The 22,406-nt window shown below is 44.0% G+C and carries 18 protein-coding genes; 16 read left to right on the top strand and 2 right to left on the bottom strand.

Annotated features, from left to right (window positions below):
- Nucleotides 1–49 precede the first annotated feature (49 nt).
- The 5 genes from secA (at nucleotide 50) to recG (ending at nucleotide 7,277) form a co-directional block, all read left to right on the top strand.
- Nucleotides 50–2,569, top strand: a complete 2,520-nt coding sequence (gene secA / locus HMPREF2893_RS06795) for a preprotein translocase subunit SecA (protein WP_009731577.1) — start codon at nucleotides 50–52, stop codon at nucleotides 2,567–2,569.
- A 52-nt stretch (nucleotides 2,570–2,621) separates the two neighbouring features.
- Complete coding sequence (locus tag HMPREF2893_RS06790; RefSeq protein ID WP_070675217.1) at nucleotides 2,622–3,650, top strand: 3-deoxy-7-phosphoheptulonate synthase; 1,029 nt, start codon at nucleotides 2,622–2,624, stop codon at nucleotides 3,648–3,650.
- 86 nt (nucleotides 3,651–3,736) lie between these two features.
- Complete coding sequence (acpS, locus tag HMPREF2893_RS06785) at nucleotides 3,737–4,102, top strand: holo-ACP synthase (RefSeq protein ID WP_070675214.1); 366 nt, start codon at nucleotides 3,737–3,739, stop codon at nucleotides 4,100–4,102.
- Nucleotides 4,089–5,201 carry an alanine racemase gene (gene alr, locus HMPREF2893_RS06780; protein WP_070675211.1) on the top strand — a complete coding sequence of 371 codons (1,113 nt, stop codon included), beginning with the start codon at nucleotides 4,089–4,091 and terminating at the stop codon, nucleotides 5,199–5,201. Before acpS ends, alr begins: the two co-directional genes overlap by 14 nt.
- A 60-nt stretch (nucleotides 5,202–5,261) precedes the next feature.
- Complete coding sequence (gene recG, locus HMPREF2893_RS06775; protein ID WP_070675208.1) at nucleotides 5,262–7,277, top strand: ATP-dependent DNA helicase RecG; 2,016 nt, start codon at nucleotides 5,262–5,264, stop codon at nucleotides 7,275–7,277.
- 392 nt (nucleotides 7,278–7,669) lie between these two features.
- Here recG and HMPREF2893_RS06770 read toward each other — a convergent pair whose 3' ends face one another.
- The gene (locus HMPREF2893_RS06770) at nucleotides 7,670–8,632 is read right to left on the bottom strand and encodes an asparaginase (RefSeq protein ID WP_070675206.1); all 963 of its coding nucleotides are present in this window, start codon (nucleotides 8,630–8,632) and stop codon (nucleotides 7,670–7,672) included.
- Between the two features lie 62 nt (nucleotides 8,633–8,694).
- Here HMPREF2893_RS06770 and HMPREF2893_RS06765 point away from each other — a divergent pair, with 62 nt between their 5' ends.
- Nucleotides 8,695–10,095: a Cof-type HAD-IIB family hydrolase gene (locus tag HMPREF2893_RS06765; protein WP_045759800.1), complete on the top strand. Its 1,401-nt coding sequence runs from the start codon at nucleotides 8,695–8,697 to the stop codon at nucleotides 10,093–10,095.
- 287 nt (nucleotides 10,096–10,382) lie between these two features.
- On the opposite strand, the gene HMPREF2893_RS06760 is transcribed toward HMPREF2893_RS06765, so the two are convergent.
- The gene (locus HMPREF2893_RS06760) at nucleotides 10,383–10,835 is read right to left on the bottom strand and encodes a universal stress protein (protein ID WP_003008541.1); all 453 of its coding nucleotides are present in this window, start codon (nucleotides 10,833–10,835) and stop codon (nucleotides 10,383–10,385) included.
- A 208-nt stretch (nucleotides 10,836–11,043) separates the two neighbouring features.
- Between HMPREF2893_RS06760 and HMPREF2893_RS06755 the strand changes: the two genes are divergently transcribed.
- The 10 genes from HMPREF2893_RS06755 to gatB all read left to right on the top strand — a co-directional run bounded on the left by HMPREF2893_RS06755 (nucleotide 11,044) and on the right by gatB (nucleotide 22,151).
- Nucleotides 11,044–12,258: a pyridoxal phosphate-dependent aminotransferase gene (locus tag HMPREF2893_RS06755; protein WP_049473129.1), complete on the top strand. Its 1,215-nt coding sequence runs from the start codon at nucleotides 11,044–11,046 to the stop codon at nucleotides 12,256–12,258.
- A 187-nt stretch (nucleotides 12,259–12,445) separates the two neighbouring features.
- Nucleotides 12,446–13,234, top strand: coding sequence for a GTP-sensing pleiotropic transcriptional regulator CodY (gene codY, locus HMPREF2893_RS06750; RefSeq protein WP_070675203.1), 789 nt, complete (start codon nucleotides 12,446–12,448; stop codon nucleotides 13,232–13,234).
- Entirely contained in the window at nucleotides 13,234–13,812 is a 579-nt protein-coding gene (locus HMPREF2893_RS06745) for a cysteine hydrolase family protein (RefSeq protein ID WP_070675200.1), read from the top strand. The genes codY and HMPREF2893_RS06745 overlap by 1 nt, the downstream gene beginning before the upstream one ends.
- A 111-nt stretch (nucleotides 13,813–13,923) precedes the next feature.
- Nucleotides 13,924–15,147 (top strand): glycosyltransferase, encoded by a 1,224-nt coding sequence (locus HMPREF2893_RS06740; protein WP_070675197.1) that lies wholly within the window; start codon nucleotides 13,924–13,926, stop codon nucleotides 15,145–15,147.
- Nucleotides 15,134–16,021: a glycosyltransferase family 2 protein gene (locus HMPREF2893_RS06735; RefSeq protein ID WP_070675194.1), complete on the top strand. Its 888-nt coding sequence runs from the start codon at nucleotides 15,134–15,136 to the stop codon at nucleotides 16,019–16,021. Before HMPREF2893_RS06740 ends, HMPREF2893_RS06735 begins: the two co-directional genes overlap by 14 nt.
- Nucleotides 16,022–16,047: 26 nt before the next feature.
- A complete protein-coding gene (locus HMPREF2893_RS06730; RefSeq protein ID WP_070675190.1) occupies nucleotides 16,048–17,331 on the top strand; it encodes a glycosyltransferase family protein in 1,284 nt (427 codons plus the stop codon).
- On the top strand, nucleotides 17,328–18,821 hold the full coding sequence (locus HMPREF2893_RS06725; protein ID WP_070675187.1) for a glycosyltransferase: 1,494 nt from the start codon (nucleotides 17,328–17,330) through the stop codon (nucleotides 18,819–18,821). The genes HMPREF2893_RS06730 and HMPREF2893_RS06725 overlap by 4 nt, the downstream gene beginning before the upstream one ends.
- 119 nt (nucleotides 18,822–18,940) lie before the next feature.
- A complete protein-coding gene (gene gatC, locus HMPREF2893_RS06720; RefSeq protein ID WP_002884769.1) occupies nucleotides 18,941–19,243 on the top strand; it encodes an Asp-tRNA(Asn)/Glu-tRNA(Gln) amidotransferase subunit GatC in 303 nt (100 codons plus the stop codon).
- A complete protein-coding gene (gene gatA, locus HMPREF2893_RS06715) occupies nucleotides 19,243–20,709 on the top strand; it encodes an Asp-tRNA(Asn)/Glu-tRNA(Gln) amidotransferase subunit GatA (RefSeq protein WP_049490795.1) in 1,467 nt (488 codons plus the stop codon). Before gatC ends, gatA begins: the two co-directional genes overlap by 1 nt.
- Nucleotides 20,709–22,151, top strand: a complete 1,443-nt coding sequence (gene gatB, locus HMPREF2893_RS06710; RefSeq protein ID WP_070675183.1) for an Asp-tRNA(Asn)/Glu-tRNA(Gln) amidotransferase subunit GatB — start codon at nucleotides 20,709–20,711, stop codon at nucleotides 22,149–22,151. Before gatA ends, gatB begins: the two co-directional genes overlap by 1 nt.
- Nucleotides 22,152–22,406 lie beyond the last annotated feature (255 nt).

Raw genomic sequence — 22,406 nt, 5'->3', positions numbered from 1 at the left:
GAATAAAAAGAACATTTTAGATTTTGAAAAATTCAAAGTAAGGAAAAAAATGGCAAATTTATTAAAAACAATTATTGAAAATGATCGAGGCGAAATCAAACGCCTTGAAAAAATGGCTGATAAGGTCTTTTCTTATGAAGACCAAATGGCAGCTTTGACGGATGACGAATTAAAAGCGAAAACAGTTGAGTTTAAGCAACGTTACCAAGATGGTGAGTCTTTGGATGATCTCTTGTACGAGGCTTTTGCAGTTGTTCGTGAAGCTGCAAAACGGGTTCTTGGTTTGTTCCCATACAAGGTTCAGGTCATGGGGGGAATCGTTCTTCACCATGGTGACGTTCCAGAGATGCGTACAGGGGAAGGAAAAACCCTGACGGCAACCATGCCGGTATACTTGAATGCCTTGTCTGGTAAAGGGGTGCACGTTGTCACCGTCAATGAATACTTGACAGAGCGGGATGCAACAGAGATGGGAGAACTTTACTCATGGCTTGGCCTTTCAGTAGGGATCAACCTTGCAGCAAAATCTCCAGCTGAGAAAAAAGAAGCTTACCTCTGTGATATCACATACTCAACTAACTCAGAGATCGGGTTTGACTACTTGCGTGACAACATGGTTGTTCGTGCAGAAAACATGGTTCAACGTCCATTGAACTATGCCTTGGTCGATGAGGTAGACTCCATCTTGATTGACGAAGCGCGTACTCCATTGATCGTTTCTGGTCAGACAGCTTCTGATACAAGCCAGCTCTACCACATGGCGGATGCTTATGTGAAGACCTTGAACGAGGATGATTACATTATCGATGTCCCATCTAAAACCATCGGTTTGTCTGATTCAGGAATCGATAAGGCAGAAAGCTACTTTAATCTTGAAAACTTGTACGATATTGAAAACGTAGCTTTGACTCACTTTATCGACAACGCCCTTCGTGCCAACTACATCATGATTTTGGATATCGACTATGTGGTCAGCGAAGATCAAGAAATCTTGATCGTCGACCAATTTACTGGTCGGACCATGGAAGGACGTCGTTATTCTGATGGTCTTCACCAAGCGATCGAAGCCAAAGAAGGTGTTCCAGTTCAAGAAGAAACCAAAACATCTGCATCGATTACTTACCAAAACCTCTTCCGTATGTACAAGAAGTTGTCAGGGATGACAGGGACAGGGAAAACTGAAGAAGAAGAATTCCGTGAAATTTATAACATTCGCGTGATTCCAATTCCAACCAACCGTCCGATTGCTCGTATTGACCATCCAGACCTTCTCTACCCAAGCTTGAAATCAAAATTCAAGGCTGTTGTGGAAGATGTCAAGTCTCGTCATGAAAAAGGTCAACCAGTCCTAGTAGGTACCGTTGCGGTTGAAACCAGTGATTACCTTTCTCAATTGTTGGTTCAAGCAGGTGTCCCTCACGAAGTTTTGAATGCGAAAAACCACTACAAAGAAGCGCAAATCATCATGAACGCTGGTCAACGTGGTGCTGTTACCATTGCGACCAACATGGCCGGGCGTGGTACCGATATCAAGCTTGGTGAAGGTGTTCGCGAACTCGGTGGACTGTGTGTCATCGGGACAGAACGTCACGAAAGCCGTCGGATCGATAACCAGCTTCGTGGACGTTCAGGACGTCAAGGGGATCCAGGTGAATCTCAATTCTACTTGTCTCTTGAAGATGAATTGATGCGTCGTTTCGGTTCTGAACGGATCAAAGCAGTGCTTGATCGCTTCAAGTTGAGCGAAGAAGAATCGGTGATCCGTTCAAATATGTTCACCCGTCAGGTAGAGGGTGCACAAAAACGGGTTGAAGGAAACAACTACGATACCCGTAAACAAGTCCTTCAATACGATGACGTGATGCGGGAACAACGGGAAATTATCTACGCTGAACGCTATGATGTTATCACAGCTAACCGTGACTTGGCACCTGAAATCAAGGCCATGATCAAACGGACCATCAAACGGATTGTTGAAGGAGCCAGCCACTCAAGTAAGGAAGAACGCGTTGAAGCGATTCTGAACTTTGCCAAATACAATTTGGTTCCGGAAGATACGATTTCTGCAAGCGATATTGAAGGAAAATCTGACAAGGAAGTTATCGATTACTTGTATGCACGTGCAGAAGAAATCTATGCTAGCCAAGTAGCGAAATTGCGTGACGAAGAGTCTGTGCAAGAATTCCAAAAAGTCTTGATCCTTCGTGTGGTGGACAGCAAGTGGACAGACCATATCGATGCTTTGGATCAATTGCGAAATGCGGTTGGACTCCGTGGGTATGCGCAAAATAACCCAGTGGTAGAATACCAATCAGAAAGTTTCCGTATGTTTAACGATATGATCGGATCGATTGAATTTGATGTAACTCGTCTCATGATGAAAGCCCAAATTCACGAACAAGAACGTCCACGTACGGAACACAGTATTTCAACAACTGCGACTCGCAACATTGCAGCGCAACAACAAGATATTCCAGCAGATATTGACTTATCACAAGTGAAACGCAACGATTTGTGCCCTTGTGGTTCAGGCAAGAAATTCAAAAACTGTCACGGACGTAAATTTTAAGAGCTCCTCTGAAATAGAAAGAGGATGGGGCTAGGTAGCATAAGGAGGCCGTATGGTATTCATTACGAAGAGCAATAAGATTGATGAGCAAGAGATCACTTCGCTTTACCGCTTGGAAGGTCCAGCCTTGGAGCGCAAAGAAGCGCGTGATCGAGAATTGGAAGCTATTATCAAAGGAGAAGACCAACGGATCCTTCTTGTGATCGGGCCTTGCTCTTCTGATAATGAAGAAGCTGTGATGGAGTATGCTCGTCGTTTGGCAGACTTGCAAGAGAAAGTCAAAGATCAGATTTTCATTGTGATGCGGGTCTATACGGCTAAGCCTCGGACCAACGGGGATGGCTATAAAGGCTTGATGCACCAACCAGATACACATGCAGCACCAAGCTTTGTGGACGGTTTGAAAGCGGTCCGACATCTCCACTACCGTGTGATTACAGAAACTGGTTTGACAACTGCGGATGAGTTGCTTTATCCAGCAAGTCTTCCGTATGTTGAAGATTTGATTTCTTATCATGCCATTGGAGCGCGATCAGTTGAAGACCAGGAGCACCGCTTTGTATCTAGTGGGATCTCTGCTCCGACCGGCATGAAGAATCCAACTTCTGGAAATCTTTCTGTCATGTTCAATGCGATTTATGCAGCCCAACATCCCCAAAACTTTTTGTTCAATGCCCAAGCAGTGGAAACCTCAGGAAATCCTTTAGCCCATGCGATCCTACGTGGGGGCTTGGATGCAAGTGGTAAGAATATTCCAAACTACCATTATGAAGATTTGCTAGTGGCAGCAAAACGCTATAGTGAAATGGGCTTGCAACATCCTTTCATTCTAGTGGATACCAACCATGACAATTCTGGCAAACAATTCGAAGAGCAAGTACGCATCGTGAGAGAAACCATGATGAACCGTGCTTGGAACAAGGATTTGGCAATGTTAGTTCGTGGTTTCATGATTGAATCCTATCTAGAAGATGGCCGTCAAAATGAACCAGTGGTTTATGGTCAATCCATCACAGACCCTTGCCTGGGTTGGGAAAAAACACAGGCCTTGGTCAAAGAAATTGCAACGATGAATAAGTAACAGGCAGGGGCGGAAGGAGTGATTCTTTAGCCCCTTCTCTTTTGTCAGTAAAACGATACTGAAACAATAAATAAGGATAAAACAAGATGATCAAAGGACATGGCATCGATATCGAATCGATCGCTGCGATTGAAAAAGCCTATCAAAAGAATGCACGATTTGCAGAAAAAGTCTTAACAAAGGCTGAGCAAGAGCGCTTTGAAGCATTATCTGGAAAACGGAAAATGGAATATTTAACGGGCCGGTGGTCAGCTAAAGAAGCTTTTTCAAAGGCAATGGGAACAGGGATTGGACCGGTTGGTTTTCAAGATTTAGAAATTTTAAATGATGCCCACGGAGCTCCCTATTTTTCCAAGTCTCCTTTTTCTGGGAAGGTATGGATTTCGATCAGTCACAAGGGAGACCTAGTGTCGACCAGTGTCATTTTGGAGGAAGAAAATGAAAGCAAGTAAACATAGACCAACTGTTGCAAAAGTCGATTTGGATGCCATTGCCTTTAATGTGCAACAAGTTAGCGAGCATATTCCGAGTCAAGCTTTGAAATATGCGGTCGTCAAGGCCAACGCCTATGGTCATGGAGTCATTGAGGTGACCAAAAAATTGGCGCCTCAGGTAGATGGCTTTTGTGTTTCTAATATGGATGAAGCCCTAGAAATCCGTGAAGAAGGCTTGCAACACCCTATTTTAATTTTGGGAGTTGTCCCAAGCGAAACAGTGAATCTGGCCAAAGAGCATGACATCCGCTTAACAGTGGCGAGTCTTGCTTGGTTGGACCAATTGCTTGGAGAAGAAGCAGATCTTTCAGGATTGAAGGTCCATATCAAGGTGGATTCAGGAATGGGGCGGATTGGCTTCCGAAGGATCGAAGAGATCAAAGAGGCTGAACGCCTCCTCTTGGCAGCTGGAGCTGAAATTGAAGGAATCTTTACTCATTTTGCGACAGCAGATGAAGCAGATGATAGAAAATTTCAAGCGCAATACCACTTTTTCAAGGAAGTATTGGCTGCTCTTGAAACCCTTCCTCCCATTGTCCATGCAAGTAATTCTGCCACCTCTTTGTGGCATGCGGATACAATTTTCACGGCTGTGCGCTTGGGAGATGTCATGTATGGCTTGAATCCGAGCGGATCTGTGTTAGCCTTGCCTTATGAAATCAAGCCAGCTTTGAGTTTGGTGAGCGAATTAGTTCATGTGAAACAGTTAGAAGCTGGTCAAGATATTGGCTATGGAGCAACCTATACGACAGAAGAACCCCAATGGATCGGGACGATTCCTATTGGCTATGCGGATGGCTGGATCCGACAGATGCAAAATTTCCATGTACTGATCAAGGGTGAGTTTTGTCCCATTGTTGGTCGAGTTTCAATGGACCAGGTAACGGTTCGCCTTCCTGAAGAATTGCCTCTGGGGACTAGAGTTACCCTAATTGGCCGAGATGGAGAGAAAGAAATTACGGCGACAGAGGTTGCGGATTACCGTGGGACCATTAATTATGAAGTGGTTTGTCTCTTGAGTGATCGGATTCCTCGTGACTATACAGGTGAAGAATAAGAAGAAGCAGGTGGGATTTTCCCGAAAGGACCTGCTTTTTTATAAAAGAAAGGAGGAGAAATGAATCTACACCAACCCTTATCCGTACTGCCTGGAGTCGGTCCAAAATCGGCGGAAAAATTTAAAAAGTTAGGGATTGAAACCTTAGAAGATCTGCTCTTGTATTACCCGTTCCGGTATGAAGATTTTAAAACGCGTAATGTTTTAGAGTTGGAAGATGGGGAAAAAGCTGTCATCTCTGGGGTGGTAGCAACGCCAGCCAATGTCCAATATTATGGCTACAAACGAAATCGCTTGCGTTTTTCCATCAAACAGGGAGACCAAGTCATTGCGGTTAATTTTTTCAACCAACCCTACCTGGCAGACAAAATCGAGGTCCAGCAGACAGTGGCGATCTTTGGAAAATGGGACAAGGCCAAGGGGAGTTTGACAGGAATGAAGCTCCTGGCTCAAGTGGAAGATGATTTGCAACCGGTCTATCGGGTGACACAAGGAGTGAGCCAAAACAGCCTGGTGAAATTGATCAAAATAGCGTTCGATCAGGGATTAGACCAGCTTTTAGAAGAGAACGTACCCCAAATCTTACGAGATCGTTATCAACTCATGTCTCGTTCCCAAGCAGTGCAAGCTATGCATTTTCCTAAGGATCTAGCAGAGTACAAGCAAGCTCTTCGCCGGGTAAAATTTGAAGAGCTCCTCTTTTTCCAGCTGCAACTCCAAGTGCTAAAAGAAGAAAACCACGATGCCAGCCAAGGGATTTCCTTGGCCTGGGATCCAGAAAAATTAGCAGAACGAAAAAAACAGCTTCCTTTTGAGCTAACGCAAGCTCAAGAAAACAGCTTGAATGAAATCTTGACAGATATGGCCTCTCCTTATCACATGAACCGCTTGCTTCAAGGGGATGTGGGAAGCGGGAAGACAGTCGTGGCCGGTCTTGCCATGTATGCAGCCTTAAGCGCTGGGAAGCAAGCTGCCTTGATGGTTCCAACGGAGATTTTGGCAGAGCAACACAAGGAAAGCTTGCAAAATCTTTTTCCAGATTTGCCAATTGCCCTTCTAACGGGAGGATTAAAGGCGGCTGAGAAACGAGAAGTCTTAGAAGAGATCGCCTCAGGGAAAGCTCAACTGATTGTGGGGACACATGCCTTGATTCAAGAGGGAGTTCACTACCAAGATCTAGGCTTGGTCATTATTGATGAGCAGCACCGTTTTGGGGTTTCCCAACGTCGTATTCTTCGAGAAAAAGGACAAAATCCAGACGTCCTGATGATGACGGCGACCCCTATTCCCCGGACCTTAGCCATCACGGCTTTTGGAGATATGGATGTGTCCATCATTGATCAGATGCCTGCGGGACGCAAGGAAATCATCACACGTTGGGTCAAGCATGAGCAGTTAGAAGTGGTCCTCGACTGGTTAGTGAAAGAACTTGGCAAGGGTTCTCAGGCTTACTTTATTTCTCCATTGATCGAGGAGTCAGAGGCGCTAGATTTGAAAAACGCCCTTGCTCTCCAAGAGGAGTTGGTAGCCTTCTTTGGTCAGCGGGCACGTGTTTCTCTTCTTCACGGGAAGATGAAAAGTGAAGAAAAAGATGCTATCATGCAGGGCTTTAAGGAGCACCAAGTCGATGTTTTGGTGTCTACGACCGTTATTGAAGTAGGAGTCAACGTACCCAATGCAACCGTTATGGTCATTATGGATGCAGATAGGTTTGGTCTTAGCCAGCTTCACCAGCTACGAGGCCGGGTTGGTCGGGGAAACAAGCAATCCTATGCTATTCTAGTAGCCAATCCTAAGACAAATAGTGGCAAGCAGCGCATGAAAATCATGACAGAGACAACCAATGGGTTTGTTCTGGCGGAAGAAGATTTGAAAATGCGGGGTTCAGGTGAAATCTTTGGAACCCGTCAATCTGGGATTCCAGAATTTCAAGTGGCGGATTTGGTAGAAGATTATCCCATTCTGGAAGAAGCAAGGAAAGTTGCCAGCCAGATCGTAGCCACGCCAGATTGGCGCGAACACCCAGATTGGCATTTGCTCTCGCTTTATTTAGAAAAGAAAGAACATTTAGATTAGAGCATAAAAAAAGGAGTAGAGTGGAAATTCTTTGGATTCCACTCTACTCCCTTTAAGATGGCATTTTACGGGCTTTGTATCTTGATGAAATGCGACAGGACGAAGGTGGATCGATACCATCCACCTGAGGAGTTAGTGAGTCGTGTCGGCAAGGCACCATAGTGCTTGCCGTTACACGAATTGAACACGCCCTAAATGCTGTGTGAAAAAATGCCAACTATACGAGTACTAACTTCAAGACACAGTAGCTGATTGGACTCTTCTCTCGCTTTATGAGCTCGGAAGAATCCTAATCAGCCTTGTGGGGGTAGGACGACGAAGCGTCTGCCAAAGTATCGCTTCTGTCCTACTCCCTATTTTCACTTGGCATTTTACGGGCTTTGTATCTTAGTTTACCCTTCGATATAGTCTTTGAGTTCTTGTCCTTTTAGGCCGGCATTGAGGGCGATGAGGAGTTTGATGCGCGCTTTGGGGGCATTTAATTCTTTGATGAAAAAGACACCTGCTTGATGGAGTTGGACGCCTCCTCCTTCATACGCGTAGACGGGTTCAGCGATCCCGTTGAAGCAACGGGATACTAAAGCGATTGGAAGACCTGCATCCATGAATTCTTGGAGTTTATGTGCTGTTTCTTTAGGGATGTTTCCAGCTCCAAAGGCTTCGATAATGAGGCCGTCGAGCTTTGAAAGATCCAGCATGTCCAGCAGATCGGTTTTCATCCCTGCATAGGTAGCGATGATCGGAACGAACCCATTGATAGTATCGAGATCAAAGCGCACCCTTGGCTCGGCTGTTTTAAAGAAGAGGATTTCCTTTTTCATGACCAAACCTAGTGGACCGTGGGTTGGTGTCTGGAAGGTGCTGACATTGGTGGTATGGGTTTTGGTGACGTACTTAGCGGCATGAATTTCATCGTTCATGACGACTAAGACGCCTTTATCGCGTGCTTTTGGATCGGCAGCTACTCGAAGGGCTGTCAGAAAATTATAGACACCATCGCTTCCGAGCTCGTTGGAGCTTCGCATAGCTCCTGTAATGACCACAGCAATCTTTGGTAACTCCATGGTATCCAAGAAATAAGCCGTTTCTTCCAGCGTATCTGTCCCATGAGTGATAACGATGCCGTCGTAGTTGTGGGCTTCCTCTTTGATTTTTTGATATAGAGCTAACATGTGACGGGGGGTCATTTGAGGGCTGGGAAGGTTGAAGAAGTCCTCTGAGGTGACTGCAATCCCTTCAATTGGTGAAGTGATTTGGGTCATGGGATTGACTTCATTGGTAATCACTGCCCCAGAGTCATCGGCCGCCATCGAAATGGTCCCTCCGGTATGTAGTGCTAAAATTTTCTTAAACATGTGAAGCTCCTTGGAATATGTGATATAATTTATTTTATCATAAAAAGAAAGAAACAGTAGACATGGAAATAAAAGCAGTCTTTTTTGATATTGATGGAACCTTGGTCAATGATAGTCGAGCGGTCCTAAAATCAACAGAAAAAGCCATTCAGTCCTTAAAGGAAGAAGGGATCTATGTAGGCCTTGCGACAGGGCGGGGACCGGCCTTTGTCAAACCGTTTATGGAACGCTATGGTTTTGATTTTGCAGTGACCTATAATGGTCAGTATATTTTGACCAAGGACCGCGTGTTGTTTACCAGCCCAATCGATAAAAAGAGTCTGCACCAACTAATTGACTATGCTCGAGAACACCGCAAGGAAATTGCTCTCGGTACCAAGGATGGGGTATTTGGTTCTCGGATCATGAGTTTTGGGATGAGTCCTATTTCAACCTGGTCTAGTCGCTTTGTGCCCCGCAAAATGGCCCGTACCGTCAGTCGAGGATTTAACAAAGTGGTCAGCAAGGTCGTCCCACAAGATCAGGATACCCTCTATGCACTAGCGCAAGAACCAATCTACCAAGTGTTGATCTTATCGAGTCCAGAGGAGACTGCAAAAATTGAAAAAGAGTTTCCGGATCTGAAATTCACACGGTCTAGTCCTTTTGCAGCAGATGTCCTCAACCCAGGGATTTCCAAGTTAGAAGGGATCCGCATCGTTGGTCAGGAATTTGGCTTTGATATCGATGAAGTGATGGCTTTTGGTGATTCTGATAATGACTTAGAGATGCTTTCAGGTGTTGGCTTGTCCATTGCGATGGGAAATGGGACGACTAGTGTCAAGGCAATTGCCAAGCATACCACGACCAGTAATGGCAAGGATGGCATTCAAAAGGCCCTGCAACACTTTGGTATTCTCTCAGAGAAAGAACTCTTTCTTTCTAAGGATGATCACTTCAATAAGGTCAAAACCTTCCATGGTGTGATGGATGGGGAAACCCAGGAGAAACCAGTTGTTTGGCAGCCTCAAGATGCCCTTTATCGAACCATGTTCAAGCAAGAGGAGTTGGTAGAATTTGTCCGAGCAGCTAGCACAAGTGAGGAAGAATTTGATCGCTCGGTAGCAGCTCTTCACGAAGCCTTGGATAAGGCTGCAGATAAGGTTCGTGGCAAGCACCCAGCTGAGATCTCCATGGTAGGGCAGGTTGATGCCTTGATTGATACCCTCTATCTGACTTATGGTAGCTTTGTTCTAATGGGGGTCGATCCTGAAGAGGTCTTTGAGATTGTTCACCGGGCCAATATGGGCAAGATTTTCCCAGATGGAAAGGCGCACTTTGATCCAGTAACCCACAAAATTCTGAAGCCAGATGATTGGGAAGAAAAATACGCTCCAGAACCAGCCATCAAAAAAGAACTCGATCGCCAGCTCAAGGCCTACGAAAAACATGCAAAACAAAAAGAAGCAAAAAAAGACAACTAAAAAAGGTTTGGAACAAAGGTTCCAAACCTTTTTTAGAATGTAGACAAACTATTTTTTACTAAGATAAGTAAAGTGTTCTACAAAGAAGTCGAAATATGTTCTTATTTTTAAAATTTATAAAAAATATTGAAAAACTTTCCGCCGTGAGAAAAGTGCTAGAAACACTATTGTTTCTAGCACTCGGGAGTTTTGAGACCTTAGGCTCAAAACTTAGTCATGGAACTTCGACGAAGTTCGCTGACGTCCGTACTCACCTAAGGAAAGTTTTCAATATAACTTTTTCTTTCTTACATGGTTTTATCCTTATCACGTACCACTAGTAAGTCTACTTTGGCGTGGCGAAGGATATATTCTGAGGAGGATCCGACCATTAACCGTTCGAAGGCATTGAGTCCGGTAGCCCCGACCATAATAAGGTCAACTCCTTCCTTACTTGGGATATCATTGGCTAAGAGGACTTTTGGATTTCCCATTTCTACAACAGTCACAACATTTTGAACGCCGACTTTTTCAGCACGTTCCTTGTAGCCTTTGAGCAATTCATTGGCTTCTTCTTGCAATTCTTCGTAGACCTCAGCATCAAAAGTTGAGACGCTTTGAAGGGCACGGGTATCGATGACGTGGGCAATCGTCAATTTAGAGCCGTTGCGAAGAGAAACGTTAACCCCTTTTTCAAAGGCTAATTCTGCTTCATGAGAACCGTCGACAGCGACCATAATGTTTTCGTATTTTTGAGACATAATCCTACCTCCTTATAGCTTGAAAACATGGATAGAATAGAAGGGAATTCTATTCTTTATACACTTATATTTTATCTCTTTTGAGCTAGAATGTAAAGGTAAAGTCTCGCTTTTCTGCTATATTTTTGCAGAATTTTTAAAGTCCTCGGTTTGTACTCTATTTGAACTAGTGGTATAATAGAGATAATTTCGTGAATCGAGGCAGAATATGAAGGAATATAATAAATCAAGCAAACTCGAACATGTCGCTTACGATATTCGTGGTCCAGTCTTGGAAGAAGCCATGCGCATGCGAGCAAATGGAGAAAAAATTCTACGTTTGAATACGGGGAATCCTGCTGAATTTGGCTTTACAGCTCCAGATGAAGTCATCCATGATTTGATCATGAATGCGCGTGATAGTGAAGGTTATTCAGATTCAAAAGGGATTTTTTCAGCCCGCAAGGCCATCATGCAGTACTGCCAGTTGAAAAAAATTCCAAATGTGGATATTGATGATATTTACCTTGGAAATGGAGTGAGTGAGCTGATCGTCATGTCCATGCAAGGACTGCTCGACAACGGGGATGAGGTCTTGGTTCCCATGCCGGACTATCCTCTTTGGACAGCAGCCGTCAGCCTAGCTGGTGGGAATGCGGTTCACTATCTTTGTGATGAAGAAGCAAACTGGTATCCAGATATTGAAGATATCAAGTCGAAAATCACCTCAAACACTAAGGCTATCGTTGTCATCAACCCGAATAACCCAACAGGTGCCCTCTATCCAGATGAGATCCTGCTTGAGATTGTAGAGATCGCTCGTCAAAATAACTTGATCATCTTTGCGGATGAAATTTACGATCGCTTGGTCATGGATGGTGAAAAACACACGGCTATCGCAAGTTTAGCGCCTGATCTCTTCTGTGTGAGTATGAATGGCTTGTCAAAATCTCACCGGATTGCCGGTTTCCGTGTTGGTTGGATGGTTCTATCCGGACCCAAGCACCATGTGAAGGGCTATATCGAAGGTTTGAACATGTTGTCCAATATGCGTCTTTGTTCAAATGTCTTGGCTCAACAAGTTGTACAAACCTCTCTTGGAGGGTACCAATCCGTGGATGAACTCTTGCTTCCAGGTGGTCGAATCTACGAACAACGCAACTTTATCTACAAAGCCATCAATGATATTCCAGGCCTCTCAGCTGTTAAGCCAAAGGCTGGTCTCTATATCTTCCCTAAGATTGATCGGGACATGTACCGCGTGGATGATGACGAGCAATTTGTTTTAGAGTTCTTGAAGCAAGAAAAAATTCTCTTGGTTCATGGCCGCGGCTTTAACTGGAAAGATCCAGATCACTTCCGGATCGTTTACCTTCCACGTGTCGATGAGTTAGCTCAAATTCAAGAAAAAATGACTCGTTTCTTGAAGCAATACAAACGTTAATTAGATAAAGGATTGAAGAGGAAAGTCTTCAATCTTTTTTTGATTCATTCTATAAAAACTATGTCATCGAATCGACATTTTTCTGAATTGCGCATAATTGTAGAAAAAATAAATAATTTTCAGATAATTTGATTGAAATTCCCACACTTATATGATATACTTGAGCTGACTATATGCGAGGTTTATTATGGCAAACTTATTAGAAAAGACACGTAAAATTACATCCATCTTGAAACGGACTGATGAACAGTTGCAGGTCGAGATGCCTTATAATGATATTGCCCAGCAATTAGCGGATATTATCCACTGTAATGCCTGTATCATTAATAGCAAGGGAACCCTTCTTGGTTATTTCATGCGTTACAAGACCAACAATGACCGGGTAGAAGCTTTCTTTCAAAATAAAAAATTACCAGAAGATTATGCCAAGGCAGCTAGTTTGGTCTACGATACAGAAGCTAATTTAGATGTGGACCATGATTTGAGTATCTTTCCGGTCGAAACCAAGTCTGAATTTCCTGATGGCTTGACCACCATTGCGCCTATTCATGTTTCTGGGATTCGGTTGGGTTCCTTGATCATTTGGCGCAATGATAAACAGTTTGCGGATGATGATTTGATCTTGGTTGAGATTGCGAGTACCGTGGTAGGGATTCAAATGTTGAACTACCAACGCGAGGAAGACGAGAAGAATATTCGTCGTCGGACAGCGGTGAATATGGCTGTCAATACCTTGTCTTACTCTGAATTGCGTGCTGTTTCTGCCATCCTTAGTGAATTGAAAGGAAATGAGGGACAGTTGACTGCTTCTATCATTGCAGATCGGATTGGTATCACCCGCTCTGTGATTGTCAATGCACTCCGGAAATTGGAGTCAGCTGGTATTATTGAAAGCCGTTCTCTTGGAATGAAGGGAACCTATCTCAAGGTGTTGATTCAAGATATCTTTGAGGAAATTAAGAAAAGAGATTACTAATGACTAAAGCTTTGATTTCAATTGACTACACTGTCGATTTCGTAGCAGATGATGGTAAGCTTACAGCAGGTGCCCCTGCACAAGCCATTTCTGAGACTATTGCTCAGGTGACTCAGTTGGCCTTTGACCAAGGAGACTATGTCTTTTTTGCCATTGATGCGCATGATGTAGAGGATCCATTTCATCCTGAAAGCAAGCTCTTCCCACCTCATAATATCATTGGGACTAGTGGACGTGATTTGTACGGCCCTTTAGCAGATTTTTATCGGGAACACAAAGCGGATTCACGTGTCTTTTGGATGGACAAGCGTCATTATTCTGCTTTTTCAGGAACGGACCTAGATATCCGCCTGCGGGAACGCCATGTAGATACCGTCATTTTGACTGGGGTCTTGACTGATATCTGTGTCCTTCATACAGCGGTTGATGCCTACAATCTCGGCTACCAGATCGAAGTCGTGGAACCTGCAGTGGCGTCACTCACTCCTGAAAATCACCAGTTTGCCTTGAATCATTTCAAGCATGTCTTAGGGGCAAGCTTGGTAGACAGCGCACTAGCTGTATTAGATACTAAATAAGAAAAGATTGTAAAAGAGGTCATAGACATTTGTCTAGGCCTCTTTTTCGGGCCTAGAAATTGTTTTCCTCTCTTGAAAATGGTATTCTAATGAAAGAAAAAAGGGGAAGTTATGAGTAAAAAAGCTGTCGTGTTTTCAGCCAATCTGTCTTATATGGAGAAGTTGGAAACCGCTATGAAGTCACTGTGTGCCCATCAGGACCAGTTGAAAATTTATGTCTTAAATGAAGATCTACCAACTGAGTGGTTTACTATCATGAATCAGCGCTTGCGCCAGTTGGATTCAGAAGTGATCAATTGTCGGATGTCTCCCGAGCAATTCCAGTCCTTTTCGCTTCCAAGTGACCATATTCACTATGCAACCTATTTCCGTTACGCTATTCCAGAGATTGTGGAAGAAGAGCGAATCCTCTATCTGGATTGTGATATGATCTTTACACAGGATTTATCGCCTTTATTTGAGGTCGATCTAAAAGGTTATGGACTGGGTGCAGTGGTAGATAAGCCGACGACGACAGATGGTTTTAATGCTGGACTTTTGGTGATTGATGAGGCTTGGTGGCAAGAGCACCAAGTGACAGAGGCTCTTTTTGACCTCACTCGCGAGCACCATCAGCATGTTTATGGAGATCAAGGGATTTTAAATATGTATTTCAAAGATGCATGGTATCCATTACCTTGGACCTATAATCTACAAGTAGGGTCTGATAAGGATCAATATCTCTATGGTGATTTGGACTGGTATGAGGCCTTCCAAGGGATTCCTGCGGTCATTCATTACACCTCTCATAATAAACCATGGACCTCCAAACGCTTCAATCGTTTTCGTGAATTATGGTGGTTTTATTATGCCCTATCTTGGGAGGAAATTTTGCTTCGAAAACCGATTTTGAAGCAAACTTATCAAGATCTAGTGGGAACTTTTCCTTATCATGCGGCTATTTATACTCATACAGCAGATATCCACGAGTTGGAGACGTTGTTAAAAGAGTTGCCAGATGTCGCGATTCATGTTCTTGCCCATAGTCATTTTGGTTTTAACTTGGTGCAATTGGAACGCTACCCCAACCTCTTTTTATACCCTTCCTTTGATCCTTTGACTAGTCGGAAGGTTATAGAAAAATTGGATTTGTATCTGGATATCAATCCCTATGATGAGGTCGATCAAATCACGCAAACACTCAGCCAACAAGGCGTCCCTATTTTTTCTTTTGAGGGAACCAATCATGTGCAGAATGGTGAGAATCGGGTGTTTAGGGATGATCAGGTGCAGGAGATGGTGACAGCGATTCGCGATTATTTAAAGAGAAATGAGAAGAAGCATGGAAACAAATGAAGTAGTGAGTATCATCATTCCCATCTATAATGTAGAAGCTTATTTGAGACAATGTTTGGAAACGGTTATCCATCAGACCTACCCTCATTTGGAAATTATTCTGGTCAATGATGGTTCGCCAGATCAGTCAGAGGAGATCTGCAAAGAATTTTTTAGGAAGGATGCGCGCATCCGCTACGTCCGCCAAGAAAATGGGGGCTTATCTGCTGCTCGCAATACAGGGATTGAGTTAGCGACTGGTGATTACATCACCTTTATTGATCCAGATGACTGGGTGACGGAGGACTATGTAGAAGTGCTCTATCGCCAACTGAAGAAGTATGATGCGGATGTCTCGGTAGCCAACTATAACCTCTATGATGACAGTAGTAGCAAATACTTGATCAAGGTAACGGACGATGATTATTCAGAGACCCTTTATGAGGGGCGAGCAATTATGGACCACGATGCCATTCAGGAGACCAGAGATATGGCCTGGGCCTGTGCTATGATGAAGCTCTATAAGCGTAACCTATTTGAAGGGCTTCGTTTTCCGGTCGGAAAAAATGTTGAAGATAACTTTCTCATGTACAAGCTCTTCTTAAAAGCCAATCGGGTGGTCCATACGGAGAAATGTATTTATTGGTATCGCGTGGGTCGTTCAGATACTCTGTCCCAGGTTTGGACAGAAAAGCGGGTACTGGATGAGATGGAAGCCAAGCAAGAAAAATTGGCTCTTCTTGGGATGTTGGGCTATGATCTGACCTGGCACCGCTATATCTATAAAACGCGGTTGAAACGGGCTCTTGAAAAACTAGAAGAAGCTGGCTTACAAGAGTCAGAAACCTATGAGCGCGTGGTGATCAACCTCAGTTTCGTTGAAACCATGGACTAAGAACTTATTGATGAGAAAGGATCAGCATGTTCATTATTGCATCAGAGCAGACCAGAGAGCTGGAACGTTTGCGAAAATTATTGGACAAACTTGGCCAGCCCTACCGTGTGTTTGTGACCAATCTGGAAACAGATATAGCTGAACAGACAGAGAGTCTGGCGACCTTTTTTACCCAAAAAGACCCAGCATCAAAAATTGGAAAACCTTTATTTTTCAATGATCTAGCAGTTCCAGAATTATGGGAATGTTGGACACTAGGGATCACAACCTATCTTTTTGATGGTGAGGAACGTCGTGCCAACGTGGTTTTGCGAGAGGATATCTTGTCTCGAACAGTTGACAGAGTGGAATGGTTTGGTCAGGGAGAAGAGATCGTATCCATTGATGTCTACAACCGCTATGGCTGGAGAAGCAAACAGAGTCTCCTTACGGAATCTGGCCAACCCTATTTAAACATCTATTTGAACCGTCAACAAGAAGAAGTCTTGCTTCACTTTGTCTCACAAGGAACCTTTTTGCTTCAAACTCCTAAGGGACGGGATCGCCTGTATGCCAATAAGAAAGAGCTGCAAAGAGCTGTCCTAGAACAAGTCTTGCCGGAAGATGAAGCCGTTCTTTTGATGGACAAGGCATTGCTAGATGTTGTGAAAGAGAAACCAAAGGAAAGACTCGCCTACTGTGCCAGTGACGCGCATGATCTAGACGAGATCAAAGAACAAGTCAGTCAGATTTTGTTGGTAGAAGATGGTCTGTTGAGTGAGAAAATAGACGGAATCACAGTCTTGTCAGGGCTGGTAGATGTGGAGCAGGAAAGTTTTCAACCAGAAGCCATGGTTATGACGGCTTCTCAAGAGGTCGAAGGCCTATCTAGCCTGGTCCATCAATTCCCACAAGTCACCTTTCACATTGCTGCTTTGACGGCTATGGGGCCGAAATTAACAGACTTAGCGACTCGCTCCAATGTGCGCCTCTATCCAGGGATTTCGCTGGACAAATATGAGGACTTGTTATCCAGCTGCTCTATTTATCTGGATTGCAACCAGGGAGAAGAAGTGTGGAGTAGTAGTCTTCATGCTCTTGAAAATGGGCAAGTCTTATTTGGTTTGAAGAGCACGGTTCATCAGGAAGCCTATAAAAACTTGAGCACAATCACAGATACAGTCGAAGAAATGAAACAGCAACTAGATACCTTGCTCCAGCATCCAGAGACCCACAAAGAATTGGTAAGAGAGCAGGCACGAATCTTGAAATTGCCTGAAAAAGAAGCTTTGGAAGAGCTGTTTAAGCGATTAGAGGGAGGAACCGCATGACCATTTATACCTTTAATCTATTAGTGGGATTCGAACCTAATGGGGTTGATGTTGCACAAGCCTCTCGGGCAAAGATGCTCCGGAGACTAGGAGTGGCAGCGAAGTTTGTCTTTACCACTTGGCCCACTCCAGAAAAATTGGCCTATTACCTCTCATTGGGGCACCGGGATGAGGAACTGCTTTTTGCCCATTTAACTTTTACGGATCAACAGACTACGGTCCCTCAAAAGTCGGTAGGGGCCTTGCAAATGGAGTTTCAACTGACTCGTCTGGATGTTGTTGAAAAAACGGAAAGAGTCATTCGCTACCAATTTGCGGATGGAAACGCCTTGAGCTTTCATTTGGATCCCTATCATCCAAACTGTGTCCGCTATGTAGACTATCTTTTGGCTGGAAATAGGATCAAGCGAGAGTATTATGGAGCTTGTAAACTTGTCACAGAGTATTTTCAGTATGGTAGTGTTGTCAGACGGATCTATCACCATCAAGATGGGACTATCGCTTTTGAAGAATCGAGGTTAGGTGGAAGCTGGCTCTATAAACTGGGGTCTGAGATTTTGACCAACCATACAGAAGTGATGAGACGTTTTTTGTCGCAGCTGTCGCTAAAAGAAGAAGATCTGATTCTGCTTGACCGGGCTTCGCGCATGGATTTTGCTCGCCCTTTGTTGGAGAAACCTGCTTCTTCAAAGCTCGCCATGGTGTTTCATTCGGAGCATGAATTTGAAAATGGCCATCTCAATTATGAATATTATTATGTGTTCAAGTATGCTAAACGCTTCGATTATTTCATCACGGCAACGGATCTTCAAAAAGAAGTCTTGGAGCAGACACTTGCTAAACAAGGATGCCAAGGAATTCCAATCTATAGCATTCCGGTTGGGCATCTAGAAGAATTGACAGAATCACAAGGAGATCGACCTCCCTTTAGTGTGCTCACAGCTTCCCGTTTGGATCCAAGAAAACGCATCGATTTGGCTATTCGAGTAGTGGCCCAAGCTCATGAAAAACTCCCAGCCCTTCAGTTTGATATTTATGGGAAGGGTGGAGAAGCGGACAACTTGCGCCACCTGATTCAGGAGCTTGCAGCACAAGATTATATTCACCTACGCGGTCATGCGGATCTTCAGCAGATCTATCCTTGCTACCAAGCCTACCTCACCACTTCTCAGTGGGAGACCTTTGGTTTGACTTTGATGGAGGCGGCTGGAGCAGGTTTGGCCTTGCTGGGCTTTGATGCCCGTTATGGTAATCCAACTTTTATAAAAGAGGGTGAAAATGGCTTTTTGGTACCTTATAGCGAGACAGTGCCAGAAGAAGAGTTGGTGAAAGAGTTGGCAGACAAGCTGGTCCAGCTCTTTGAAAGCGACCTCGCTCCATTCCATCAGGCTTCTTATGAGTTGGCCTCTTCTTACCTCGCTTCTAAGGTCCAGGAAGTCTGGAAAGAGACTCTAATGGAGATGGGGCAATTAGGCGGAAAAGAAATATAAAATGAAGAATCTGTAGCGACAAAAAAGTCCTACAGATTTTTTCTAAGGCAAGCAAATTGGGCTAAATTATGGTAAAATAGAGGGTATTGAAAAATCATCATTTCACGAAAGGAAGCAAGATGAAAATAACGCAAGAAGAGGTAACCCACGTTGCCAATCTTTCAAAATTGAAATTCTCTCCAGAAGAGACAGCTGAGTTTGCGACAACCTTGTCTAAAATTGTCGACATGGTGGAATTGTTGGAAGAAGTGGACACAACAGGCGTTGCTCCAACAACGACCATGGCGGATCGTAAGACTGTATTGCGTCCGGATGTTGCTGAAAAAGGGACTGACCGAGACCGCTTGTTTAAAAATGTACCTGAAAAAGATAACTACTACATCAAGGTACCAGCTATCCTAGAAGATGGAGGAGATGCCTAATGTCATTCAACCATAAAACCATTGAAGAGTTGCACGACCTCCTTGTCTCTAAGGAAATTTCGGCAACCGAATTGACACAAGCTACGCTTGAAGATATCAAGGCGCGTGAAGAAGCGGTTAATGCCTTTGTAACGGTGGCCGAAGAAGCAGCTCTTGCACAAGCCAAGGCCATTGATGAAAAAGGAATCGATGCAGACAACCTCCTGTCAGGGATTCCACTCGCTGTCAAAGACAATATCTCAACAGATGGTATCTTGACAACTGCGGCTTCAAAAATGCTCTATAACTACGAGCCAATCTTTGATGCGACAGCGGTTGCCAATGCCAAAGCCAAAGATATGATTGTCATCGGAAAGACCAACATGGATGAATTTGCCATGGGTGGATCTGGTGAAACTTCTTACTATGGACCAACCAAGAATGCATGGGACCACAGCAAGGTGCCTGGTGGATCTTCTAGTGGTTCAGCAGCTTCTGTCGCTTCAGGTCAAGTCCGTTTGTCCCTTGGTTCAGATACAGGTGGTTCTATCCGTCAACCGGCTGCTTTTAATGGGATTGTTGGTCTCAAACCAACTTATGGAACAGTTTCCCGTTTTGGTCTCATTGCCTTTGGTAGTTCACTTGACCAAATTGGACCTTTCGCTCCAACCGTTAAGGAAAATGCCCTCTTGCTCAATGTTATTGCCAGTGAAGATGCCAAGGATTCAACATCTGCACCTGTTCGTGTAGCAGACTTTACTTCTAAGATTGGTCAAGACATTAAAGGCATGAAGATTGCCCTTCCGAAGGAATACCTTGGCGAAGGGATCGACCCAGAAGTCAAAGAAACCATCCTTAATGCGGCCAAACACTTTGAAAAATTGGGAGCAACTGTCGAAGAAGTTAGCCTTCCACACTCTAAATACGGGGTTGCCGTTTACTACATCATCGCTTCATCTGAAGCTTCTTCAAACTTGCAACGTTTCGACGGGATTCGCTATGGTTTCCGTGCGGATGATGCTAAGAACTTGGATGACATCTACGTGAACACTCGTAGCCAAGGCTTTGGCGATGAGGTCAAACGCCGGATCATGCTGGGTACCTTTAGTTTGTCATCTGGTTACTACGATGCCTACTACAAGAAAGCTGGTCAAGTTCGTACCCTCATTATCCAAGACTTCGAAAAAGTCTTTGCGGATTACGACCTCATTCTTGGTCCAACCGCTCCAAGTGTAGCCTTTGATTTGGATTCACTCAACCATGATCCGGTTGCCATGTACTTGGCTGACCTCTTGACCATTCCAGTCAACTTGGCAGGTCTTCCAGGGATTTCGATTCCTGCAGGTTTTGCGCAAGGTCTTCCAGTTGGTTTGCAGTTGATTGGTCCTAAGTATTCTGAAGAAACCATCTACCAAGCCGCAGCGGCCTTTGAAGCAACGACGAATTACCACAAGCAACAACCCCTTATTTTCGGAGGTGACAATTAATGAACTTTGAAACAGTCATCGGACTTGAAGTCCACGTTGAATTGAATACAAACTCAAAAATTTTCTCACCAACCTCTGCTCACTTTGGGAATGAGCAAAATGCCAACACTAATGTGATTGACTGGTCTTTCCCTGGGGTGCTTCCTGTCTTGAACAAGGGTGTTGTGGATGCTGGGATCAAGGCTACTTTGGCCTTGAATATGGATATTCATCAGCACATGCACTTTGACCGTAAGAACTATTTCTACCCTGATAATCCAAAGGCCTACCAAATTTCGCAATTTGATGAGCCTATCGGTTACAATGGGTGGATTGAAGTGCAACTAGAAGACGGCTCAACTAAGAAAATCGGGATTGAACGCGCCCATTTGGAAGAAGATGCTGGTAAGAACACCCACGGAACAGACGGTTTCTCTTATGTAGACCTCAACCGTCAAGGGGTGCCATTGATTGAGATTGTATCTGAAGCAGATATGCGTTCTCCAGAAGAAGCCTACGCTTATCTGACAGCCCTCAAAGAAGTCATCCAATACACTGGTATTTCAGACGTCAAGATGGAAGAAGGCTCTATGCGTGTGGATGCCAACATTTCCCTTCGCCCATACGGCCAAGAGGAATTTGGTACCAAGACTGAGTTGAAAAACTTGAACTCTTTCTCAAACGTCCGCAAAGGTCTTGAATACGAAGTGGAGCGCCAAGCGAAAATCTTGCGTTCAGGTGGGATTATTCGCCAAGAAACACGCCGTTACGATGAAGCCAATAAGAGTACCATTCTTATGCGTGTCAAAGAAGGAGCGGCGGATTACCGTTACTTCCCAGAACCAGACCTTCCCTTGTTTGAAATTTCAGATGAGTGGATTGAGGAAATGCGTACGGAGTTGCCAGAGTTTCCAAAAGACCGTCGTGCTCGCTATGTGGCAGAGCTTGGCTTGTCTGACTATGATGCCAACCAATTGACAGCTACAAAAGTTACTTCAGACTTCTTTGAAGCAGCTGTAGCCCTTGGCGGAGATGCCAAACAAGTGTCTAACTGGCTCCAAGGTGAAGTAGCGCAATTCTTGAACGCAGAAGGCAAAACACTTGAAGAAATCCAATTGACACCAGAAAACTTGGTTGAAATGATTGCCATTATCGAAGATGGAACCATTTCTTCTAAGATTGCCAAGAAAGTCTTCGTTCATTTGGCGAAAAACGGTGGCGGTGCACGTGAATACGTCGAAAAAGCAGGTTTGGTACAGATTTCAGATCCTGAAGTCTTGATTCCAATCATCCACCAAGTCTTCGCAGACAATGAAGCAGCCGTAGCCGACTTCAAGTCAGGAAAACGGAATGCGGACAAGGCCTTCACAGGTTTCCTCATGAAAGCAACCAAAGGCCAAGCCAACCCACAAGTAGCCCTCAAGTTACTTGCCCAAGAATTGGCGAAGTTGAAGGAAGAGTAATAGAGAAATCGAGAACTGCACCCTAAAAGTTAGATTTTTACTGCCTACCTTTTGGGGGCAGTTTATTTTTTTGTTTTAAAAATATCTTATTAATGTTCTTGTATTTACTTTTTTAATTGGTTATAATATTGCATAAAGATATATTACACTAATTAGTTATAAAATGTGAGTGTTATGGAAATATGAGTTTTTAAATAACAGAAGGATTTTTAGGCTTTTATAGAAATTGATTAAATATTAGTAGATGACTTTATC

The organism is Streptococcus sp. HMSC072C09 (assembly GCF_001813105.1).
Classification (GTDB): Bacteria; Bacillota; Bacilli; order Lactobacillales; family Streptococcaceae; genus Streptococcus.
The sequence above is the reverse complement of the archived record's forward strand: the minus strand, read 5'-3'. Positions and strand labels throughout refer to the sequence as shown.

What these genes read in the sequence shown, in the direction of transcription:
- recG (WP_070675208.1), top strand. Translation starts at nt 5,262, where the DNA reads ATGAATCTACACCAACCCTTATCCGTACTGCCTGGAGTCGGTCCAAAA.
- HMPREF2893_RS06745 (WP_070675200.1), top strand. Translation starts at nt 13,234, where the DNA reads ATGACTAAAGCTTTGATTTCAATTGACTACACTGTCGATTTCGTAGCA.
- alr (WP_070675211.1), top strand. Translation starts at nt 4,089, where the DNA reads ATGAAAGCAAGTAAACATAGACCAACTGTTGCAAAAGTCGATTTGGAT.
- HMPREF2893_RS06765 (WP_045759800.1), top strand. Translation starts at nt 8,695, where the DNA reads ATGGAAATAAAAGCAGTCTTTTTTGATATTGATGGAACCTTGGTCAAT.
- HMPREF2893_RS06755 (WP_049473129.1), top strand. Translation starts at nt 11,044, where the DNA reads ATGAAGGAATATAATAAATCAAGCAAACTCGAACATGTCGCTTACGAT.
- gatA (WP_049490795.1), top strand. Translation starts at nt 19,243, where the DNA reads ATGTCATTCAACCATAAAACCATTGAAGAGTTGCACGACCTCCTTGTC.
- HMPREF2893_RS06725 (WP_070675187.1), top strand. Translation starts at nt 17,328, where the DNA reads ATGACCATTTATACCTTTAATCTATTAGTGGGATTCGAACCTAATGGG.
- HMPREF2893_RS06735 (WP_070675194.1), top strand. Translation starts at nt 15,134, where the DNA reads ATGGAAACAAATGAAGTAGTGAGTATCATCATTCCCATCTATAATGTA.
- HMPREF2893_RS06740 (WP_070675197.1), top strand. Translation starts at nt 13,924, where the DNA reads ATGAGTAAAAAAGCTGTCGTGTTTTCAGCCAATCTGTCTTATATGGAG.
- HMPREF2893_RS06760 (WP_003008541.1), bottom strand. Translation starts at nt 10,835, where the DNA reads ATGTCTCAAAAATACGAAAACATTATGGTCGCTGTCGACGGTTCTCAT.
- secA (WP_009731577.1), top strand. Translation starts at nt 50, where the DNA reads ATGGCAAATTTATTAAAAACAATTATTGAAAATGATCGAGGCGAAATC.
- gatC (WP_002884769.1), top strand. Translation starts at nt 18,941, where the DNA reads ATGAAAATAACGCAAGAAGAGGTAACCCACGTTGCCAATCTTTCAAAA.
- codY (WP_070675203.1), top strand. Translation starts at nt 12,446, where the DNA reads ATGGCAAACTTATTAGAAAAGACACGTAAAATTACATCCATCTTGAAA.
- HMPREF2893_RS06790 (WP_070675217.1), top strand. Translation starts at nt 2,622, where the DNA reads ATGGTATTCATTACGAAGAGCAATAAGATTGATGAGCAAGAGATCACT.
- gatB (WP_070675183.1), top strand. Translation starts at nt 20,709, where the DNA reads ATGAACTTTGAAACAGTCATCGGACTTGAAGTCCACGTTGAATTGAAT.
- acpS (WP_070675214.1), top strand. Translation starts at nt 3,737, where the DNA reads ATGATCAAAGGACATGGCATCGATATCGAATCGATCGCTGCGATTGAA.
- HMPREF2893_RS06730 (WP_070675190.1), top strand. Translation starts at nt 16,048, where the DNA reads ATGTTCATTATTGCATCAGAGCAGACCAGAGAGCTGGAACGTTTGCGA.
- HMPREF2893_RS06770 (WP_070675206.1), bottom strand. Translation starts at nt 8,632, where the DNA reads ATGTTTAAGAAAATTTTAGCACTACATACCGGAGGGACCATTTCGATG.